This is a genomic window from Aquiflexum gelatinilyticum (genome assembly GCF_024741135.1).
Classification (GTDB): Bacteria; Bacteroidota; Bacteroidia; order Cytophagales; family Cyclobacteriaceae; genus Cognataquiflexum; species Cognataquiflexum gelatinilyticum.
Map to the genome: position 1 here is coordinate 50,559 of NZ_JANSUY010000017.1, position 19,333 is coordinate 69,891.

At 40.2% G+C, this 19,333-nt stretch carries 17 protein-coding genes; 7 read left to right on the forward strand and 10 right to left on the reverse strand.

Translation table 11 applies throughout. The annotated features are described in order from the left end of the window. Positions 1-79: 79 nt before the first annotated feature. A complete protein-coding gene (locus tag NU887_RS16530; RefSeq protein WP_258424490.1) occupies positions 80-1,930 on the reverse strand; it encodes a serine hydrolase domain-containing protein in 1,851 nt (616 codons plus the stop codon). A gap of 376 nt (positions 1,931-2,306) precedes the next feature. Between NU887_RS16530 and NU887_RS16535 the strand changes: the two genes are divergently transcribed. Further along, positions 2,307-4,037, forward strand: a complete 1,731-nt coding sequence (locus NU887_RS16535) for an amidohydrolase (protein ID WP_258424491.1) — start codon at positions 2,307-2,309, stop codon at positions 4,035-4,037. 266 nt (positions 4,038-4,303) lie between these two features. On the opposite strand, the gene NU887_RS16540 is transcribed toward NU887_RS16535, so the two are convergent. Beyond that, the gene (locus NU887_RS16540) at positions 4,304-5,275 is read right to left on the reverse strand and encodes a YheT family hydrolase (RefSeq protein ID WP_258424492.1); all 972 of its coding nucleotides are present in this window, start codon (positions 5,273-5,275) and stop codon (positions 4,304-4,306) included. A gap of 94 nt (positions 5,276-5,369) precedes the next feature. On the opposite strand from NU887_RS16540, the gene NU887_RS16545 reads away from it, so the two are divergent. Then, positions 5,370-6,713, forward strand: coding sequence for an amidohydrolase (locus NU887_RS16545; protein WP_258424493.1), 1,344 nt, complete (start codon positions 5,370-5,372; stop codon positions 6,711-6,713). Positions 6,714-6,911: 198 nt separating this feature from the next. Here NU887_RS16545 and NU887_RS16550 read toward each other — a convergent pair whose 3' ends face one another. From NU887_RS16550 to NU887_RS16560, 3 genes are read right to left on the reverse strand one after another with little or no spacing between them, the layout of a single operon-like run. Continuing rightward, positions 6,912-7,598: a TIGR04283 family arsenosugar biosynthesis glycosyltransferase gene (locus tag NU887_RS16550; protein ID WP_258424494.1), complete on the reverse strand. Its 687-nt coding sequence runs from the start codon at positions 7,596-7,598 to the stop codon at positions 6,912-6,914. A gap of 7 nt (positions 7,599-7,605) precedes the next feature. Then, complete coding sequence (locus tag NU887_RS16555) at positions 7,606-8,199, reverse strand: DUF6134 family protein (RefSeq protein WP_258424495.1); 594 nt, start codon at positions 8,197-8,199, stop codon at positions 7,606-7,608. 58 nt (positions 8,200-8,257) lie between these two features. Next, positions 8,258-8,857 carry a TIGR04282 family arsenosugar biosynthesis glycosyltransferase gene (locus NU887_RS16560; protein WP_258424496.1) on the reverse strand — a complete coding sequence of 200 codons (600 nt, stop codon included), beginning with the start codon at positions 8,855-8,857 and terminating at the stop codon, positions 8,258-8,260. Positions 8,858-9,039: 182 nt separating this feature from the next. On the opposite strand from NU887_RS16560, the gene NU887_RS16565 reads away from it, so the two are divergent. Continuing rightward, positions 9,040-9,675 (forward strand): peroxiredoxin, encoded by a 636-nt coding sequence (locus NU887_RS16565; protein ID WP_258424497.1) that lies wholly within the window; start codon positions 9,040-9,042, stop codon positions 9,673-9,675. Positions 9,676-9,789: 114 nt separating this feature from the next. Further along, positions 9,790-10,866: a 3-oxoacyl-ACP synthase III family protein gene (locus tag NU887_RS16570; RefSeq protein ID WP_258424498.1), complete on the forward strand. Its 1,077-nt coding sequence runs from the start codon at positions 9,790-9,792 to the stop codon at positions 10,864-10,866. A 7-nt stretch (positions 10,867-10,873) separates the two neighbouring features. Here the strand turns inward: NU887_RS16570 and NU887_RS16575 are convergent, their stop codons facing one another. From NU887_RS16575 to NU887_RS16585, 3 genes are all read right to left on the reverse strand, one after another. Further along, positions 10,874-11,659: a PhzF family phenazine biosynthesis protein gene (locus NU887_RS16575; protein WP_258424499.1), complete on the reverse strand. Its 786-nt coding sequence runs from the start codon at positions 11,657-11,659 to the stop codon at positions 10,874-10,876. A gap of 155 nt (positions 11,660-11,814) precedes the next feature. Next, the gene (locus NU887_RS16580; RefSeq protein ID WP_258424500.1) at positions 11,815-12,810 is read right to left on the reverse strand and encodes a bile acid:sodium symporter family protein; all 996 of its coding nucleotides are present in this window, start codon (positions 12,808-12,810) and stop codon (positions 11,815-11,817) included. Positions 12,811-12,829: 19 nt separating this feature from the next. After that, complete coding sequence (locus tag NU887_RS16585; protein ID WP_258424501.1) at positions 12,830-13,576, reverse strand: RNA methyltransferase; 747 nt, start codon at positions 13,574-13,576, stop codon at positions 12,830-12,832. 18 nt (positions 13,577-13,594) lie between these two features. On the opposite strand from NU887_RS16585, the gene tamL reads away from it, so the two are divergent. Both tamL and NU887_RS16595 read left to right on the forward strand, forming a co-directional pair. Continuing rightward, positions 13,595-16,009: a translocation and assembly module lipoprotein TamL gene (gene tamL / locus NU887_RS16590; RefSeq protein WP_258424503.1), complete on the forward strand. Its 2,415-nt coding sequence runs from the start codon at positions 13,595-13,597 to the stop codon at positions 16,007-16,009. 26 nt (positions 16,010-16,035) lie between these two features. Then, positions 16,036-16,329 (forward strand): hypothetical protein, encoded by a 294-nt coding sequence (locus NU887_RS16595; RefSeq protein ID WP_258424504.1) that lies wholly within the window; start codon positions 16,036-16,038, stop codon positions 16,327-16,329. Between the two features lie 50 nt (positions 16,330-16,379). Here NU887_RS16595 and NU887_RS16600 read toward each other — a convergent pair whose 3' ends face one another. Further along, positions 16,380-17,336 (reverse strand): aldo/keto reductase, encoded by a 957-nt coding sequence (locus tag NU887_RS16600; protein ID WP_258424505.1) that lies wholly within the window; start codon positions 17,334-17,336, stop codon positions 16,380-16,382. A gap of 207 nt (positions 17,337-17,543) precedes the next feature. On the opposite strand from NU887_RS16600, the gene NU887_RS16605 reads away from it, so the two are divergent. Beyond that, positions 17,544-17,768 (forward strand): DUF3820 family protein, encoded by a 225-nt coding sequence (locus NU887_RS16605; RefSeq protein WP_258424506.1) that lies wholly within the window; start codon positions 17,544-17,546, stop codon positions 17,766-17,768. Positions 17,769-17,804: 36 nt separating this feature from the next. Here NU887_RS16605 and NU887_RS16610 read toward each other — a convergent pair whose 3' ends face one another. Beyond that, on the reverse strand, positions 17,805-19,022 hold the full coding sequence (locus NU887_RS16610) for a S8 family serine peptidase (protein ID WP_258424507.1): 1,218 nt from the start codon (positions 19,020-19,022) through the stop codon (positions 17,805-17,807). Positions 19,023-19,333: the final 311 nt, after the last annotated feature.

Genomic DNA, 19,333 nt, shown 5'->3' on the forward strand with positions numbered 1-19,333 from the left:
AAATTCTTCACCTCCGCAAGCTCCGGTTCAGAATGACGCAACAATATTCTTCATCCCCTTTTCTTTAAATGTCAATTTCCTACTTCAAGGCAGGCAACAAGTGTTTCCAGATTAAATTGATTTCACCCTGCATGTCCTGAATGTTTGCCGTTGCGACAATGACAGCATCTTTTTCAGGAAGAACCAATACAAACTGACCATTGGCCCCATCAGCGCGGTAGGAATTGTGGCGGCTTCTCCAAAGCTGGTAGCCATAGCCCTGAAGCCAATCGCTGTCTTTGGCTTTCACTTTTAGGTTTTCTCTTTTGACACCGGCTGGCAGTGAAGGAACTTGGGCGGTGCTTGCCTCTTCTATCCAAGCTTCTGAAAGCAACTGTTTGCCATTCCATTTACCTTTTTGGAGATAAAACTGTCCCAACTTGGCCAAATCTTCAGTTTTCAAATGAAGTCCCCAACCACCGACAGGAATTCCCTGCGGACTTTCTTCCCACCTGGCTGCCACGATTCCCAAAGGTCTGAACAACCTCGGCTGCAGGTAATCTATCACCCTTTCCCCTGTGGTTTTTTGAAGTATGGCAGACAGGACATAGGTCGCAAGGCTGTTGTAAACATACATCGTCCCGGGTTGATGATCGACAGGGACCGCTAAGAAAGCTTCCACCCAATCCTTTTCTGTTTCGCTTCTAGTGGCCCTTGTAGGATCGGTATCATGTCCCGTAGTCATGGTCAAAAGATGCCTGATTTCCATGTTTTTGAGGTTCTCACTGACATCGGAAGGCAGTTTATCAGGAAAAAATGAAATTACTTTGTCATTGACTTTGAGCAGTCCTTCCTGAACGGCAAAGCCTATTGCAGTTGAAGTAAATGTTTTACTGACTGAATGAAGTACATGGGGTTTGTTAGCAGCATTGTCTCCAAACCAATACTCTGCCACCACTTTGCCATGCCTGATTATCATCAAGCTGTGAAGTTCCTGTCCGCTGGCTTTTACGGCTTCCAGATAATTGGCAATATTTTTTGGATTTACATTTTCCGCAGCCGGATCACTTCTAGGCAATGCTTTGACCAAGGAAGGGAAATTGACCAAAGCAATCCCTTTGCCAGAGATGGCTTTTTTGACTTTTTCACTCGTCCAAGTGTCGGTGACACCTTGACGGTCCTCAGCTACATTTTCATAACCGATATGGCCCACACCCTGCATTTCGACGTTATCGTAGGAAGGATGGTCTACAAACATGTAACTTTTGCCCGGCTCAAGCTTGTCCAGCATACGGATAAATGCAGCTTCTTTTTCGGCAGAGGTGATTTTAGCTCCCTCATAAGTCGCTCCTGAAATCCCCAAACCCTGCATCACAGCCCTACTCATCACCGGCAAATCATATTCTGCAGAGAGGCGGTCTACCATTTCAGCCACCTTGGGGTCAAAACCTGTCGAACCCATATGCCCTGAAAGATGGCTGATCTGAGGAACATGCTTCAATGCAAACTCAATCTGTGCCCTGAATTCCTGTTCAATTTCTTCCAGATTCCATTTGTTTTCAGAAATGGCCAAACTGGGATAGTTCTTATTTGGCCCCATCATGGGTAAAAAGTAACCGTCCGCATCCACAAGACTCGGCGCCTGGGTCAAAGGCCTCCACTTGATGCCATCCCATTCGGAAGTGATAACCAAGTGCAGTCCCACATCAATTGCAGTGTTTTTTCGGAGCAATTGTGCAGCTTCGGGAAACCATGGCGTGACGACCATCAGCTCAATGGAGGTCTCTATGCCATTGACAAAAGTCTCTATGCTCGCAAGATTGGCAGAGCGGCTCGAACCCATGTCATCTCCCCTTACGATCAGCTTTGGACCACTGACTTGCTGTCCAAATACCGAAAGGGAGACTAAAAGAAGAAATCCTAAGAGCGCATGTTTTTTGAAAAACTTCATAGCAGAAAGGTGTTTTTGGGTAAAATAGGTTTATTGAAAATCAATTTTAAAACCTTTCCAATTAACTGGAAACGATCTACACACCGAAAATAAAGCCAAAAACAGGAAGGATTGTTACCGTTCAAAGCATTTGCAAAAACAAGTTTGAATATTCTGGAAAGAAAGAAGACCGGCCCGAGATATCCTCAGACCATAAGTCGAAAGGTTGATTTAACCTAATCAACTAGAAAAATAATCCGAAGGAAAAATTAATCTCACTTTTATACAGGTTAACCCAACATTGATTTTCTATAAAGACGTATCGAGCAATTGCCATCCAAAGTCGGTTTTTGGATCAAAAAAACATTTTGTAGATTACAATACAAATTGTGATCTTATGAAATTCAACGCATCATACCTCTCAGTTTTCTTGCTTGTCTGCATTTTTTTTTCATGTAACAGACCTCTCGAAAATTCCCAAATGGAAAATGTCACACTATATCATGGAGGTGATATCCTGACGATGGTCGGTGACCAGCCACAATACATTGAAGCACTTGTAGCCAAGGATGGGAAAATCGCTTTTACAGGTAGTTTAATTGAAGCTAAAAAGAATTACCCTAGCCCTGCCTTGGAAGTAGACCTGAATGGAAAAACACTCCTTCCCGGGTTTATTGATGCACATGGCCATATTTTCAACACAGGAATACAGGCACTTGCAGCCAATTTATTGCCTCCACCTGATGGTGAGGGACAGGACATCCAATCCCTTTTGGATATCCTGGCAGATTGGAAAGGTAAAAACCAGGATGTAATCGATAAATTTAATTGGATCATCGGTTTTGGGTATGACGATTCCCAGCTTAAAGAAAAGGTGCATCCCACCGCTGAAGATCTTGATAAGGTTTCCAAGGATATTCCTGTGATCATTATCCACCAATCGGGACATTTGGCCTCTATGAACAACAAAGGCCTTCAACTCATGCGCTATGTTGAAGGAATAAAAAACCCTCCGGGTGGGGTTATCCGTCGGATTGAGGGAACCACAATCCCAAATGGCGTATTGGAGGAGATGGCATTTTTTGTTCCTATTTTCAAAATATTTGGAAGTCTTGATTCAGAAGCCAATCAAAGAATCGCTTTGGCCGGTCAGGACTTGTACATGGCATTTGGTTTTACCACAGGTCAGGAAGGTCGGGCCAACAAGGATGCTACCGAAATACTAAAAAGCCTGGCTCAAAAAGGTCAGATTTTGATTGATATCGCCGTTTTTCCTGATATTCAAACTCAATTGGATTATATCAAAGAGGTTGGTGTAAGCGATACCTATCAAAATCATGTCAGGGTAGCAGGGGGCAAAATCTCTCTGGATGGATCTCCCCAAGGAAAAACAGCATGGCTTTCAAAACCATATAAGATCCCTCCAACAGGTCAGGATAAATCTTACAGGGGGTATCCTGCCATTCAGGAAGATTCAATTGTATTCTCTTTGATAAATGCGGCTTTCGAAAATAACTGGCAGATATTGGCCCATTGCAACGGGGATGCTGCCGCCGACCAATATATTCGTGCAGTTAGCAATGCCGCTGCCCTTTTTGGAAATGAAGACAGGCGCCCGGTCATGATCCATTCCCAAACAGTGACCGATCCACAACTTGATCAAATGAAGGAACTTGGGATAATTCCATCTTTCTTTGGGCTGCATACTTACTATTGGGGGGATTGGCATGTCAACGAAGTTTTGGGAAAAGAGCGTGGCTTCAAGATTTCCCCTGCGGGTACCGCCCTGCGCAAAGGAATGATATTCAGTCAGCACCATGACTCCCCCGTCATATTGCCAAATAGCATCATGATCTTACACACTGTGGTAAACAGGACTAGCCGTTCAGGCCAAATTATCGGGCCGGATGAAAGGATAAGTCCCTACGATGCTTTGAGAAGTATCACTGTTTGGTCGGCATTCCAATATTTCGAGGAAAAATCAAAAGGGACATTGGAAGTGGGCAAACTAGCTGATTTTGTTGTTTTGGATAAAAACCCCTTAAAAGTGGAGCCGTCTACCATCAAAGACATCAAAGTAATAGAAACCATTAAAGAAGGGAATTCGGTCTATCAAAAGAAAGATTAAGTTTTAGAACAAAATAATCCAAAGTGATCATTCAGAACCCCCAAAAGTCCACCCCGAGATGCAAGGATCGGGTTAAAATGCGCAAGGTTGGGAATTGTATTGGAGGGAAAAATAAATGAAAGATAGATGGCAACGACCCGGAATAAGCTAAACTTTTTTGAATCAGGATTTCAAATACCGAAAAAATAAATGGGTGTTATTACGAATTCCAACCAGTTGAATTTTCTAATCAACATCCGAAGGGGGTTACCGAATTAGTCAAGAACCTACCCTACCGGCAAATTCAAAAACTCCAAAAACCTGTACTCCGCCCATGTAAATTCCTGACCGGGAACCAAAAATCCGGTGTGACCTCCCCTATTGGGCATTTCAAGAAAAATATGGGGATGGGTTTCGGCAAGCTTGACGGGAAAGCAGCGGTCCATGATCAGCGGATCATTGAGTGCATTGATGATCAAAGTCGGGATCTGGATATGCTCCATCCAATTGTCGGCACTGACGCTTCGGTAAAAATCCTGCGCATCCCTGAATCCATGCACTTTGGCGGTAAAGTGGGTATCGAATGTGTCAAAGTCTTTGACTGATTTGAGCAAATCCAAATCTACCAATCCCGGAAACTGTTCCCCTTTCACCTGTATTTTAGCTTTCAGCTTACCGAGAAACCTGTTTTTATAAAATGCATTTCTCTTTTCTCTCAATGTTGCTGCCGAGTCAGGCAGGTTGCAGGGAGTGGAATAAACGGCCGCTCTTTTGATTTTTGAATTGAGGTCAAGTCCGTTTTCTCCCAAATATTTCAAAGTCTGTGCTCCCCCCATGCTGATTCCTGCCAGATAATAGGATTCGTAAGTAAGGGATTTTTCGACATGGTCGATGACAGTTTTTAGGTCATATGAAGCACCGTGATGGTAAAGAATTGGACCTTTGTTCATCTCTCCTCCACAGGACCTGTTGTTCCAAGCCAAGGCATCGAATCCATGTTGGTTAAACAGTTTGGCCAATCCCATGGCATAATGCCGGTCAGAACTTCCTTCCAATCCGTGAGAAATGATCAGTAGTTTTTTGCTTCCAGTTTTGGACCAATCCAGGTTCAAAAAATCCCCATCAGGAGTATTGATCTTTTCCCTCGAATATTGGATCCCTTGAATTTTTCTAAAAATACTGGGTATGATCGTTTCCAAATGCCCGTTGAAAAGGAATTTAGGAGGTTTACCATAAGTGGATTTTCCAATCAAAGGCATAAAAAAGGAGAAGTTAAGAAGGCGAAAATAAAAACATATCCACAAAACAGGGAAATATTTGTTTTATTTGGTTTACAAAAATAAATCAATCCCGATGAAATTGATAAAAAACACCCTTTTCCTTCTTATGATGTCTCTATTCCTTACCGATATGATTATCGCCCAAACTGTCGATACCTTCATTGACAAGATTTATCCAGAGCTAGACGGATTATACAAACACCTGCACCAAAACCCTGAGCTTTCACTGCAGGAAAAGGAAACTTCGGCAAGAGTAGCCAAAGAACTGAAGGCCCTAGGCTACACCGTTACAGAAAACATTGGCGGATATGGGGTTATAGGTGTTTTTGAAAACGGTCCAGGACCTGTTTTACTGATCCGCTCTGATATGGATGCCTTGCCTATGGAGGAAAAAACAGGTCTGCCATATGCTTCCACTAAAAAAGGAATTTCCAATGATGGCAAGGAAACTTTCATCACGCATTCCTGTGGTCACGACATCCATATGACGGTTTTTATTGGGACTGCCAAGATGATGATGGAATATAAAAACTCTTGGAGAGGAACTTTGCTAATGGTGGGTCAGCCCGCTGAGGAAAATGGCATGGGGGCTTGGAACATGATGAATGATGGTTTGTACAAGCGGTTTCCCCATCCGGATTATGCCATTGCACTCCATGATGATCCATTTCTTCCCGCAGGAATGTTGGGTTACAAGGAAGGTGCTTTGATGGCAGGCGTCGATATGATGAATGTGACGGTCAATGGTGTCGGTGCACATGGTGCTGCGCCGCATACCGGAATTGATCCGATTGTATTGAGTGCGCAGATGATTCAGGCTTATCAGACAATAGTGAGTCGGAGAATTGCCCCAATGGAACCTGCAGTCGTCACTGTGGGATCGATTCACGGCGGTACAGTGCACAATATCATTCCCGATCAGGTGGTCATGCAACTGACTTTGAGGTCATATTCGATGGATGTGCGGGAAGAGATGATTTCCAGTGTCAAAAGAATTTCAGAAAACCTTGCCATAGCAGCGGGAGTTCCGGAAAACAAAATGCCGACTTATTGGATCAGGGAACCGCATACACCGGCCTTACTCAATGATTCCAAACTGACCAAACAAATGGTGGAAGTGTTCAAAAAGAATATCGGGGAAGATAAAGTCGTAGAAGTAAAAGCACAAATGATCGGTGAAGACTTCAGCAGGTTTGGGATGCAGGAAAGGAACATTCCAATCACCATGTTTTACCTTGGAGCAAGTGATCCAAAATTTTTAGAGGAAGCAAGAGAAAAGGGATTGGAAATTCCTGGATTACACAGCCCCTTCTTTGCACCATTACCCGAACCCACCATCAAGACAGGCATAAAAGCCATGAGTCTGTTTGCGATGGATATTTTGAAAAACCAGGAAGTGATGATGGAAAAAAAGTAACATGGTCAAGGTTTGTTTTTTTGAAGACACAAAACATGGCGTAAAAGAAGCCTAATAGAAATAATTTAACATACTGCAAGGATATGTTCACAATGGCTTAACCAAGTTGAAATTTTGATGGTATACTTTTGTGGCAGTAAGTTTTCTTCATAGGTATTGATGATATTTTAAACGGAACGGCCCTGCTGTTCCGTTTTCTTATTTCAATAACCGGGAATACAAAACCTTGAGTTTTGAAGGTGGATGGTTTAGAAAAAAAAGACCAAATACAATCAGATTTGCCACCTGAACCCTGAACCAAGAATTTTTTTCATACTTACGGGCGGAGACCAAAATCCTTTTTTGAATTACTTTAAAGTTGTACTTTTTCTTAATCCTCCTGACCAGTTCAAAATCCTCCATCAGGCAGTATGTCTCATCAAATCCCCCCAATTCCCAAAAAACATCCATTCGGATAAAGAGGGTCTGATCGCCTCCTCCGGAAAGCAATCCGTTGAATTGCGTAAACCATGCATTGACCTTTAGTAATTTCATAGTTGAATCAAAATCATAGGCAAAACAGCCCACCGGAAAACCTTCTTCCAAACACGCTCTGATTTCATTCATAAATGTCGGCAAGATCCTTACATCGGCATGGACAAAATATAATACATCCCCTTTCGCGACTTTAGCACCCAAATTCATCTGAGATGCCCTGCCTCTGATCGGACTTTCCAAAAATCTGAAACCGGCCTTTTCTACAACTTCTTTGGACCTGTCTGTACTCCCACCGTCCACTACTATCACTTCCAGTAACCCTGAATTTATATCCTTGGGAAACAAAAGCAGCAATTCTTTGAGGTTCTTCTCTTCATTTATTACCGGAATAATGACACTTAATTTCATGGGAACATCAAGGGTCTTTCCTCTTTACGACAAAGTTTTTGATCGGGAATTCCATCACTGCTTTGTCTAATTTTCCATTGATGTAGTAAAACCTGTTTTTGTTTCCATTGACATTGACTTCGTAATGGTCCTTGTGTTTGGTCACAGGGCAAACCAATCCATATCCTTCAGCAAAAAACTCTTTTACATTTTTGGGTTCTTCGAAATAAAAGGAAGCGGAACTGAAAAAAACCTTTTTCCTAACCTCAGTATCCAACTCGTATTTGTAATTGCGTGAATTCACTATATAATGGTCATTGATCCAGATGATGATTGAGCGGAAGTTTCCTTTGTTTGTCTTGGAATTGACTTCACTTTTGACAAAATGATTGCCTTTAAAAACCGATAGGGTATGGTAATCGAGTTCGATTTTTCCAAAAAACCAAAATCCGACCTTACTTCTGATGTCAATTTGGGAATCTTCACCTGTAACTTTTTTTGAAGCAGTCATCTCACCGATTGATATTCCCGCTATGGATATGTCGTATTTTTGGACATTCTGGGCAAAAAGTCCCACTGGGAGAAAAAACAGGATCAGGAATAATCTAGTGATGGATTTCATGAATTGATTGGTTCTGGCAACGCCAAATTCCAAAATTAAAATGACAACTTGAAATGATTTATTTGGGGAATATTGCAATCAGGTCCTCCTCGGTATCTATATCGCGCAATGTTTTCAATAAATCAAAGCTGATTTGTCGGCTAATTAGTATTTCCTTGGTCTTGGCAGTTACTTCAGAAGAGCTCCAAGGGATATTTTGAAAAAGGAATTCATGGAATCTGCGCATTCCGAGTAAATAATACCCCCCATCCAATGCAGGGCCGATACAAACTTCATTTTTTTCCAAAGAGCGAAATGCGGCATCAATGTCGCTGCTCTGGATTTCCGGACAATCTGTTCCGATAATGACTACTTTTTTGTACCCTTCTTGAAAAAGTTTCCGAAAAGCGTTTGACATTCTTTCTCCCAAATCCCCACCCACTTGGATTTCTTTGTATTCAGCCTTGTATGCTGATTCTGAAGCAAATTCAATAAAATCTGAATAAAAGATTGAGGTATCGATTCCATTTATCTTACTGATTTCACCAAATGTGTGCAAGAGCAATGATTTATATATTTCCAAGGCCTTTTCTTCCCCGATTGTAGCAGCAAGCCTGGATTTCACTTTTCCCAATACTGCGTTTTTTTGAAAGACGATCAACGCATTTTCATTATTCATACTTTTCATTTCGTAGCAAACTATCAAGATTAATGGAATATCCTCCAATTTTTAAGCTCGGCAATTTATAAATAGGTTTAAAATCTCTTAAAAACCTTATTTTTTTTCAAATTCTGAACTTTTAAAGAGAAGGACAAGTTAATACCCTATATTTTCTATAGACTTTAAATCAAAAACAAACCATGTCACTAAGATTAGGAGATTTAGCACCGAATTTTGTCGCTGAGACGACCGAAGGAACAATTGATTTTCATGAATATTTAGGCGATGGTTGGGGAGTATTGTTTTCCCATCCTGCAGATTATACGCCTGTTTGCACCACCGAGCTTGGTGCTGTCGCAAAATTGAAATCCGAATTTGAAAAAAGAAATGTCAAGGTAATGGCCTTGAGTGTGGATGGATTGGTAGACCATGCAGCATGGATTAAAGACATCAATGAAACCCAACATACGACGGTCAACTTTCCTTTGATCGCGGATAAGGACAGGAATGTTTCACAACTTTATGACATGATCCATCCGAATGCGAATGAGAACTTTACCGTCAGGTCGGTATTTGTGATCGGGCCTGATAAAAAAATCAAACTTATCATCACTTATCCCGCAAGCACAGGCAGAAACTTTGATGAATTGCTCAGGGTAATTGATTCTTTGCAATTGACTGCAAAATACTCCGTTGCCACCCCTGCCAATTGGAAACATGGGGAAGATGTGGTCATCGCACCTGCTATCAAGGATGAGGACATCCCGGAAAAATTTCCTAAAGGGCATACCAAAATCAAGCCCTACCTGAGGACTACCCCTCAACCGAATATTTGATACTGATCTAAAAAGCCTTGGCAAATCCAAGGCTTTTTCTTTGCTGTTTATTGATTGATTTTAATAATTTATTGCTTACTTGGATTCTTAATCCAAGAGCCAAAAATCACCACCATGCCAACCTATACCGTAATCAAAGGTTCAGGTTCTTACCTGCCGGAAATCATTGTTAAGAATGAGGATTTTTTGAATAATGAATTTTTGGATGCCTCAGGGCAAAAAATCCAAAAAGAAAATTCAGCCATCATAAAGAAGTTTCAGGAAATCACTGAAATAGAAGAAAGAAGGTATTTGGAACCTGGATTAAATACTTCTGATATGGCATTTATTGCTTCGCAAAGGGCCATAGAAGCTGCAGGAATAGATCCTGAGACTTTAGATTATATCATCGTGGCCCACAATTTTGGTGAAATCAGGCATGGTAATAAAAAAAGTGACTTGGTTCCGACGATTGCATCAAGGGTTAAGCATTTGCTCAAAATCGAAAATCCGGACTGTGTGGCCTATGATCTGCCTTTTGGCTGTCCGGGATGGGTTCAGGGAGTGATCCAAGCAAATTATTTTATCAAATCTGGCGATGCCACACGTGCCCTGATCATTGGTGCGGAAAACCTTTCAAGAATCGTCGATCCGCATGATATTGATACCATGATCTACTCCGATGGTGCAGGAGCGGTGGTGGTTGAAGGAATAGAAAGTGAAAAACCTGTGGGTATCATTGCACATAAGACCAGAACAGATACCTTGACTCAAGCCCATTACTTGAGAATGGACGTATCATACAATCTTAATTATGAAGATGATACACTTTTTATGAAGATGAATGGCCGAAAGCTTTATGAATATGCACTGAATACCGTTCCGGTATTGGTAAAACAGGTCATTGAAAAAGCAGGGTTTGGAATAGTGGATGTAAATAAAGTCCTGATTCATCAGGCCAATGCCAAAATGGACCATGCGATCCTTGAAAGGACTTTCAAACTCTTTGAAAAAGAAGCAATGCCTGAACAAATCATGCCGATGATCATTGCCAAAATGGGAAACAATTCAGTGGCTACAGTTCCGATCTTATACGACAAGATTGTCAGAAACGAACTGCCAGCTCATCATTTCAATTCCGGTGATGTCTTGGTATTTGCCTCTGTTGGTGCAGGGATGAATGTCAATGCTTTTGTTTATATCCAACCATAAATGAGGGTCAGATAAAAATCCTTCCGATCAGAAAAGTCACTGCATTTCCGGTCAGGATCACCCTGTCTCCGACCAATTTACAGCCCAATTTACCTTCCCTTGGTGAAACCTGAACGGCAGTCAATTCATTTTTTCCTAATTTCTCAGCCCAGATCGGAGTCAAACTTGTATGGGCAGAACCTGTCACCGGATCTTCAGGTACTCCCACCTTCGGCCCAAAAAACCTGGAAACAAAGTCCACATGATCTCCTTTTGAAGTGACAATTACTCCCCTGACTGGTAGCGTGGCAATTTGAGCAAGGTCAAAATCAAGGTTCCTGATTTGGCTTTCATTCTCAAAAAGCAAAATATAATCCGTTTTCCCCTTGAATGCCTGAAAAGGTTTGGGAGAAAAAGGATTGGTCATGAGGTCTGTCAACTCAATTTCCTGAATAGTATCAAGTGGAAAATCCATCACGAGTTGGCTTCCCTCCTTTTTAACCTTTAAAATCCCTGATCTCGGTGATAAAAAGGTAATCTCTTCTCCTTCAAATCCTTCATGTTCAAATAATACATGCGCAATAGCAAGAGTAGCATGACCACAAAGATCTACTTCTGTGCCCGGGGTAAACCATCTGAGAATGACCCTATCTCCGTCGATCACATAAAAAGCAGTTTCGGAAAGGTTGTTTTCTAAAGCGATTTTTTGGAGAATTTCGTCTTCCAACCATTGAGTCAAGGGTACGACAGCGGCGGGATTGCCTCTAAAAACCTTCTCTGAAAATGCATCGACTTGGTAGATCTTAAGTTCCATAGGGTAAAATGGCTATAGTTGTTATATTTGTTGTAATGGTCGTAATTGTTGTAAGGTTGTCAATGTTGTCTGGATTTGAGATTTAGAGAAAACTGAGACTGATAACTGAAATCTGCCTTCTGAGACTGCCTTCTGCGACTGAAAACTGCCTGTTGCTATTGACCACTGCTCTTGCCATCTCCCAACTTTTGAGCAATAGCAGATCCTACCATCAACTGTTGGGCGTGATAAATCATCAAAGGTAAAAGCATAACCCCAAAAACCACCGGGTCAGGAAACATCACCCTACCCATCACAGCTCCCTGGATCATGGATTTTTTACTTCCGCAGAATATTACAGTGATCATATCTTCTCTTGAAAATTTCAAAGCTTTGGACAAAAGGTACATCACCCCCATCATCAGAAGGAAAAAAGCCAACATCAAAACTCCCAAAAGAACCAATTCCGCAACTGAATGTCCGTCAAACATATTTGCTAAAAATGACTCAGCAAAAGCAGTAAAAATGATCAAAAGAATGATAGCTTGATCAATATTCTTCAAAGTAGCCTGGAATTTATTGACAAAATTCACCAAATACTTATGAAAAAATAAACCCAAAATCACCGGTACCAAAACCTGAAAACTAAGCTTAAAAATTGTATCTGTCAGGTCAAAATCTACTGCAGTCTCGGGCAACATCAGGTCCATCCAAAGTGGTGTAATGAAAATCCCTACGATACTAGAAATGCTAGCATTGAAAATTGCAGCCGGAAGATTTCCTCCTGCAATCGAAACCATGACTACAGAAGAAGAAACTGTAGAAGGTAAGGCTGCAAGGTAAAATGTGCCGATCCAAAATAGGTTTGCCTCGTCTCCCCAAAAGTAATACAGTAGCAACACTACCAATGGAAAAATCAAAAATGTGGTGGATTGAACCAACACATGAAGCTTCCAGTTGGATAAACCTTGTTTAAGTTTTTCCGGACTTAGTTTGACACCATAAAAAAAGAAAATGAAGGAAATGCCTATTCCTGTTATTGTTTTCAATGGATCGAGAATAGCTTCGGCACCCCAATCCGGAAAGGTACTTGCCAAAAAAATCATTCCAATAAGTAGGAAAAAGAAGGTATTCAATCCTACACGGTTTAGAGTTTCCCTCAGTTTGGCCATCCTGATTCAGTGGTTGATTTTAAATTGAATTCCTTTTCATGTTGTCACAGAAGATGGCTGTTGCCACAGCGACATTCAATGATTCGGCATGTCCAAATCTTGGGATGGTGATTTTATGACTCACATAAGGCTCAAGTTCTTTAGAAATGCCATTGGACTCATTTCCCATCAGGATAATACCCCCTTTACCAAATTTTGAATCATAAATTGATTTACCTTCCAAATAAGCACCGTAAATGGGCAGGTCAGATTTTTCGAATAGCTTTTTCAAATCTGTGTAAGAAAACATGATTCTGGAAAAACTTCCCATACTTGCATTTACGACTTTAGGATTGTAAAATTCTGCTGATTCTTCGCTCAAAAACAATTTTTGGATCCCGTACCAATCTGCAATACGGATTATCGTCCCAAGATTCCCAGGATCTTTGACATCATCTAGGGCAATTGCCCATTCGTCCGAAGCCAATCCGATGGGAATATTGGGTTTGCATTTGGCCACGGCAAGGACTGAATCATTGCTTTGGAAAGAGCCTACTGATTCCAATGTAGACTGACTTACTTCAAAAATTTCAGCTTTGATAGCATTTAATAGAACTGAATTGTCCTTGCCAAATTGTGTGGTAAACAATACCTGAGTTACTTCATAATCTGATTGAAGCAATTCCGTTACGTTTTTACCTCCTTCCACAAAAAATAACTGTTCTTGTTTTCGGAATTTTTTCTGTTGCAAGGATTTAATAAACTTAAGCGTATTTTTGCTTAACATTCGGTTAATTGCCTAATTGTGAATAAAGCCAAATATATAAACTTTCTTTTTCTGCTTTTTTTAATTTCTTCCTGTTCTTTGACCAAAGGGCTCAAGGAAGGTCAATATTTGGTTTATGATGTCAAAGTGGAAGGCGTAAAAAAAAGTGACAAATCCGACCTTTCGGGATTGATCCAGCAAGCCCCAAATACCAGAATACCCCTTCTCAACACCTCTGCGGGAATTTCAATTTACAGGTTTGGAGAATGGATTTATGACAGTACAAGGCATATCAGAAAACAGGATGAACTGCTTATGGAAAGAAATGAATTGAGGGAAATAAGTACTTCAAAACAGCTCAGCAAAAAGCAGATCAAAAGGCTAAACAAAATCAATGACAATTTAGCTTCCGTCGAAAAGAAACTTGAGTTTGGAAATTTTTTCATGAGAACGGGAAATCCTCGAGTCATTTTTGACAGCGCATTGACCGAAGAAACAACCAGGCAAATGAAGTACTACCTGGTAAACAACGGTTTTTTTGATGCAGAAACTAATTTTGAAGCCTCCTTCAAAAACAAAAAAGCAAGAATCACCTATCTCATCAAAGAGCATGAACCTTATGTGGTAGATTCCTTTTATACCAAATCTGACGATGAAGGGATTTTGGAATTATTGACCCAAAATCAAAATGATAACCAGATTAAAGTCGGTAAAAATTACAATCAAAATTCCATAACCCGGGAAAGACAACGGGTGGAGGATTTATTAAAGGATAACGGCTACTACACTTTTTCGAAGTCCTATCTTGAATATAATGTGTACAAAGATACTGTTGAAAAGAAAGTCAACATCGAAGAAGTGATCCGAAATCCATCATTTTCGGAAATACACAAAGTCTACACTTTGGATTCCATCTATTTTTCAATTGATCCACCTTCGGACGCATTTATTGACAATGCCTACCAAAAAAAACACAGGGACATAGTTTTCGAATTATATGATGACAGGTATTCAGAAAAGATCATTTCCTCCAGGATTTTTCTTGAAAAAGGTAATTTGTACAATAGGACCAATGTGATCGAAACGCAGAGGCAACTTGCTAACCTTGACCTTTTTAGGTTTGTAAACATCGCCTTTGATACTTTGGGGAATGTGCTCAGACCAAGGATTTATACCCAATCCAACCAAAAATATCTCATTACCAATCAGCTTGGAGCAACCATCACGGAACAGGTCCCAGGTCCATTTTTTAGCCACTCACTTAGAAACAGAAACTTATTTCGAGGCGCAGAGATTTTTGAGTTCTTTTTTAGAGCGGGTTTGGAAGGTGTGGTATCAGCGACAGGAGAAGGAGGCGTTTTCAGAAGCAGAGAATTAAATACTTCTGCGTCAGTAATTTTTCCCCAGTTTTTACTTCCGCTCAGCGTCAATTCCCTGGAAAAATTCGGCAGGTATAATCCCCGTACCAGGACTTTGATCGGTTACAATTATATCAACCGCCCTGAATACATCAGGGAAAGTGTCAACGGGGTCATTGCCTATAATTGGAATACTCGGAATCTAAAGAAACAATATACAGTCAATGCATTGGACGCGAATTTTATCCGGTCAAACTTAAGTGATGATTTTAGGATACTTTTGGAAGACCTTCAAAATCAAGGAAATAACCTAATCAATTCTTTCCTTCCTTCTTATGTCAGCAGTATTTCAGGGCAGGTAATTTTTAATTTTAACCAATACGGTGCCTTTCAAAAAAACAAAGCTTCACTTTGGCGCTTATTCTTTGAAAGCGGCGGTACTACTCTAAATTTTGTTAACAGCAATTTCGTTGAAGGTAGAAACCTGGCTTATTTCCAGTTTTTGAAATTTCAATCTGACTATAGGAGGTACATACCCATCACCAAAGATCAAACTTTTGCGTACAGATTGAATCTGGGAATAGCAAAACCTTACGGTGTAAGTAATGGCGTCTTGCCTTATGAAAAATACTTTTTTGCGGGAGGCAGTACAGGAATCAGGGCATGGCAACCGAGGCGATTGGGTCCTGGTTCATTTGCCCCCGATACACTTAGTGATGGCTCTTTCGATTACCGATTTGAGCAGCCTGGTGAAATCTTGTTTGAAGGAATGTTTGAATTTCGATCAAAAATTTATGGCTACTTCGATGGCGCATTTTTTGTTGATATTGGCAATACCTGGACTTTTGTAGCCGATGATTCAAGACCCGGTGCAAATTTTGAATTCAACAGGTTTTATAAGGAGATCGCTGTGGGAACCGGAGTTGGTTTGAGGATGGACTTTGATTTTTTGGTAGTCAGGTTGGACATGGGAATCAAGGCAGTCGATCCTGCCCGACAACCCGGACAACGGTATATCCTGAATAGCTTCTTTAGGAATTTTCCAGGACAAAGGGGACAGACTGTATTTAACATAGGAATTGGATATCCATTCTAAATCATAAATAGCCAAAATTGACTAAAATGACATTGTCTGAATTCAAATCATCGCTAAATGAACCAAACCCACCAGAAGGACTAAGTACACAATTGGAAGCTTTGTGGTATGATGGTAAGGGAGATTGGAAAAGCGCCCATAACCTTGCAGATGGTCCTTCTGATAAGCTCTCAGCCAGAGTCCATGCTTATCTCCACAGAAAAGAAGGTGATATTTGGAATGCGGATTATTGGTACCGCCGTTCCGGAGAAACCAGACCTGAAATCAGCTTGGAAGATGAATGGGAAATGTTGGTAGAGAGAATATTAAAAATCAGGTAAAAAACATTTTGCCCGATGGTTTCATCAGGCAAAATGGTAGATAATTATATTTATTCTTTTTCCCAAAGGTCAGTCAGCTTGTAAGGGCTTTGCGTTCCTGTGAAGAATGAACCATCAATAAAGCGATATGAAGTTCCAATATTTGCCAGTTTTTCCATATCGTTTTCATCTAGTTTGACTTCAATTGAAGCTAGGTTTTGTACAATTCTGTCTTGATTGACAGATTTTGGAATGACAGCGATATTTCTATGTACTGAATAAGAAATCAGGATTTGTGCAGAAGAAACACGGTGCTTCGAAGCTATTTCCTTTACCACTTCATTTTCGAGAAGGCTTGGTTCGTTTGCTTTTTTATTGGCAGTTGCCCTATCTCCCGAACCTAGGGGCGAGTAGGCTGTCATTAAGATATTCTTGGACCTACAGAAATTGACCAATTTATCCTGTGGAAGAAATGGATGCATTTCTACCTGATTCATTTCAGGAGCAAACTGACTTGATTTGATTATTTCCTCAAGTTTGGTAATGTTAAAGTTGGAGACTCCTATATGTTTAGCCAATCCCATTTTCTTTACTTCTTCCATTCCTTCCCAAGTTTGAGACAAAGGGACATCCCCATAGGTGTAAAACTCTTCCCTGGTCTGGGCAAATAAAACCCCTTTTTTAAAACTTATCGGCCAATGTATGAGGTATAAATCAAGGCATTCGAGCTGAAGGTCTTTGAGTGTTTTTTTTAATGCAGGCACCACATCATCCAAGCGATGGTTGCTGTTCCAAAGTTTTGAAGTAATAAAAAGCTCTTCCCTTTTTACAACACCGTCTTTAAAGGCTTTATCTAGCGCATTACCCACTTCTTTTTCATTGTCATAGATGGCAGCACAATCAATATGCCTATATCCAGCTTCAATTGCCCATAGAACAGCCTGATAGACCTCTCCAGGTTTAGATTTCCAAGTGCCAAGACCTATTATCGGCATTTGGTCTCCATTACTAAAAGTGATTGATTTCATGGTATTTGTTTCGGTTTTTTGAACTACACGAAGTTATTAGCTTATATCTTCATTCGGAATGAAAACCTCATTTTTTTGATGGATGTTTTAAAATTTGTTTTTTAAATCAAAATGGACCTACTTTTCAATTGGAAATATAAAAATGGTCTGCAAAATGAAATACCGGCTGAAAGTCAAATTTTATATCTAAAAACCTACTTTTGGGACATGGACAGACAAATACTTTTAGACTTGGTTTCGAAAAAAATGCCTTTTGGAAAATACAAGGGAAAGTTGCTTTGCGATATTCCTGAGGATTATTTGATTTGGATGCATAGAAAGGGTTTTCCTGAGGGAAAACTAGGCATGTGGCTTAGTACACTTTATGAAATCCGGCTGAACGGCCTGGAGGATATCTTAAGGGAATTAAAAAAAATAAACCGCCCACAATGAAGCAGGCGGTCTAAAACCTAAATATTACTTTTTAAATTATCGTGAAATAATTGCATCAGGACTGTTGTCTTTGTCACCTGTTACAAATCCTGATGTTTTTGCAGTACCCAAAAGCAATACACCTGCTGCATGTGGTGAGGCCATTGAAGTTCCACTGATGGTATTATATGCCCCACCCTTCCAAGTAGATTTAATGCTAACACCAGGAGCACAATAGTCAATCGGAGGATTTCCAAAATTTGAAAATGAGGCAAATCTATCTCCACTGTCAGAAGCAGAAATCGTATAAATATTCGAACCGTTTACTCTTGCAGGGGAATAGTTATTTGCATTAGCTGCGCTGTTCCCCGCAGCAACCACAAACTTGATTCCTTTGCCTGCTGCAACTACAATAGCATCATCCAATGCTTGAGAAACAGGGCCACCCAAACTCATATTGGCTACATCTCCTGATTTTCCTTTGGCTGCAACCCAATCTACTCCGGCAATTACCCCGTCATACGAGCCTGAACCTCTAGAATCAAGTACTTTAACAGGTACGACCTGAGCTCCGGCTGCAACACCTACCACGCCGATTGAATTGTTGATTGCAGCAATGGTACCTGCTACGTGTGAACCATGTCCATTTCCATCATTGAAATTGGCATCTTTCCCGGATGTAAAAGCAGTAAAACCGTTGGTGGCATTTACATTTAGATCAGGATGTGTCAAATCAATTCCTGTGTCAATTACCCATGCGACGTTTGTTCCTGTATAATTAACCGAACCACCCACTCTGGTGATTCCCCAAGGTGTTTCTTGTCCTGTGGAGCCACCGCCACCGCCCGGTTTACCTTTTTGGGCAATGGACATTACTCTGTTTGGTTCTATATAACTTACTGAAGGATCATTTTTCAATAATTCGATTTGACTTTTATCAAGTTTCACTGCAAAGCCATCTAATGCAGCTGAATATACCGCCCCTAGATTTTCATCTGAGATTCTGTATTTTGCCAAGATACTTGAAACACTTTTTCTCATCGAAGACTGTGTGTCTTCATAGGATCCATCTTTTCTAAAACCTATAGATTGAGGTTTTAATACTACGATATAGCTATCAGGAATAATATCTCCATTTTGATATTTCATAATCTGGTCTTGCGATTCCAAAATTGGAGATTCCGCATTTTCTTGACATGAAAATGTCACAAGGGCTAGGGCTAATGAAGCAATTCCTGCAGGTTTGCCCATAAATCGATAGAATTTTTTGATCATAATAAAGAAATTTTAAAGTGGTTTTAATTCCCAAATAGAATTTGGTTTTGATAAATTAAATCAAAATAAAATTGAAATTCAAAAAGTATACAAAAAATTATTAGAAAGTGGTTTTAATGAAATTGTTATATTTTTAATGTTTAAAAAAATAATTTTTTGGTGTTTTTATCAAAATGTCTTTACCAAAAGTTTGAATTGGATATTTTTAGCAGAAAAAATTTTTTATTTTTTATTTGAACTTCAGAATTGAAACAAAGTTGCATTAACGTTAGGTCAAAAGGATGGCTTTGATTATTTTTGCAACATAGTTT

What these genes read in the sequence shown, in the direction of transcription:
- NU887_RS16550 (WP_258424494.1), bottom strand. Translation starts at nt 7,598, where the DNA reads ATGAAATTAAGTGTCATTATTCCGGTAATAAATGAAGAGAAGAACCTC.
- NU887_RS16595 (WP_258424504.1), top strand. Translation starts at nt 16,036, where the DNA reads ATGACATTGTCTGAATTCAAATCATCGCTAAATGAACCAAACCCACCA.
- NU887_RS16530 (WP_258424490.1), bottom strand. Translation starts at nt 1,930, where the DNA reads ATGAAGTTTTTCAAAAAACATGCGCTCTTAGGATTTCTTCTTTTAGTC.
- NU887_RS16600 (WP_258424505.1), bottom strand. Translation starts at nt 17,336, where the DNA reads ATGAAATCAATCACTTTTAGTAATGGAGACCAAATGCCGATAATAGGT.
- NU887_RS16565 (WP_258424497.1), top strand. Translation starts at nt 9,040, where the DNA reads ATGTCACTAAGATTAGGAGATTTAGCACCGAATTTTGTCGCTGAGACG.
- NU887_RS16575 (WP_258424499.1), bottom strand. Translation starts at nt 11,659, where the DNA reads ATGGAACTTAAGATCTACCAAGTCGATGCATTTTCAGAGAAGGTTTTT.
- NU887_RS16540 (WP_258424492.1), bottom strand. Translation starts at nt 5,275, where the DNA reads ATGCCTTTGATTGGAAAATCCACTTATGGTAAACCTCCTAAATTCCTT.
- NU887_RS16585 (WP_258424501.1), bottom strand. Translation starts at nt 13,576, where the DNA reads ATGTTAAGCAAAAATACGCTTAAGTTTATTAAATCCTTGCAACAGAAA.
- NU887_RS16580 (WP_258424500.1), bottom strand. Translation starts at nt 12,810, where the DNA reads ATGGCCAAACTGAGGGAAACTCTAAACCGTGTAGGATTGAATACCTTC.
- NU887_RS16555 (WP_258424495.1), bottom strand. Translation starts at nt 8,199, where the DNA reads ATGAAATCCATCACTAGATTATTCCTGATCCTGTTTTTTCTCCCAGTG.
- NU887_RS16605 (WP_258424506.1), top strand. Translation starts at nt 17,544, where the DNA reads ATGGACAGACAAATACTTTTAGACTTGGTTTCGAAAAAAATGCCTTTT.
- NU887_RS16535 (WP_258424491.1), top strand. Translation starts at nt 2,307, where the DNA reads ATGAAATTCAACGCATCATACCTCTCAGTTTTCTTGCTTGTCTGCATT.
- NU887_RS16560 (WP_258424496.1), bottom strand. Translation starts at nt 8,857, where the DNA reads ATGAATAATGAAAATGCGTTGATCGTCTTTCAAAAAAACGCAGTATTG.
- NU887_RS16610 (WP_258424507.1), bottom strand. Translation starts at nt 19,022, where the DNA reads ATGATCAAAAAATTCTATCGATTTATGGGCAAACCTGCAGGAATTGCT.
- NU887_RS16570 (WP_258424498.1), top strand. Translation starts at nt 9,790, where the DNA reads ATGCCAACCTATACCGTAATCAAAGGTTCAGGTTCTTACCTGCCGGAA.
- NU887_RS16545 (WP_258424493.1), top strand. Translation starts at nt 5,370, where the DNA reads ATGAAATTGATAAAAAACACCCTTTTCCTTCTTATGATGTCTCTATTC.